This is a genomic window from Vibrio sp. OPT46 (assembly GCF_015163535.1).
Taxonomy (GTDB): Bacteria; Pseudomonadota; Gammaproteobacteria; order Enterobacterales; family Vibrionaceae; genus Vibrio; species Vibrio alginolyticus.
Genome location: NZ_JADDYG010000466.1, coordinates 1 through 841, shown reverse-complemented (window position 1 = coordinate 841; position 841 = coordinate 1). Strand labels below are relative to the sequence as shown.

Genomic DNA, 841 nt, shown 5'->3' with positions numbered 1-841 from the left:
CGGCACGCGTAGCATTTTTACTATGCGTTAGTTCTAGTGGTTAAGATGGTATGCGGAAGCTTAGGTATTGCGTGCCTCACACCTTAACAAGGCGTTATAAAGCTCGAAGAAAAAGGACATTTCGTGGAAATTCGAACAGGTAAACTTGAAGATGTTGCTGGTATCACCGACATCTTTAATTTTTATATTGAGCACACTAATGCACGCTTTGATGAAGCTCCATTTACTCTGGAAAATCGTCAGAAATGGTTTTCTCAGTTTTCTAGCACTACCAAATATCAACTATATGTAGCCACAGAAAACGGCGTGTTGCTAGGTTTTGCATGTTCCCAACAGTACAGAGCAATTTCAGCTTTTGACGACACCGTAGAAGTGACCGTTTATCTGGCACAAGAAGCAAAGGGGAAAGGTTTAGGTTCTAAACTATATACTCAGTTGTTCTCATCAATTCGTGCCTATGGTGTCCATCGTGTATTGTCGGGTGTTGCATTACCAAACGACGCATCAGTTGCATTACATAAACGGTTTGGTTTCAGAGAAGTCGGAGTTTTCAATGAATATGCGAAGAAACATGGGCAGTACATAAGCTCAGTGTGGTTCGAAAAGGCGTTTAACGTAGAGTCCGCTTTATAACAAACAATTTAAGAGTGATTCGGCACGCGTGGCATTTTTGGTATGCGTTGGTTGTAGTGGTTAAGGTGGTATGCGGTAGCATTGGTATTGCGTGCCTCACACCTTAATTGGGCGTTATGTAGCCGCGAGAGGACGGTAAGTTAAAAGGATTTATATATGTTAAATATTCGGCAAGCTCGCATTGAAGATATCAGTGTTATCAAGAAAC

At 41.6% G+C, this 841-nt stretch carries 1 protein-coding gene; it reads left to right on the top strand.

Annotated elements, in window-relative coordinates; genetic code table 11:
* Positions 1-123 precede the first annotated feature (123 nt).
* Entirely contained in the window at positions 124-633 is a 510-nt protein-coding gene (locus IQR33_RS19895; protein ID WP_193838030.1) for a GNAT family N-acetyltransferase, read from the top strand.
* Positions 634-841: the final 208 nt, after the last annotated feature.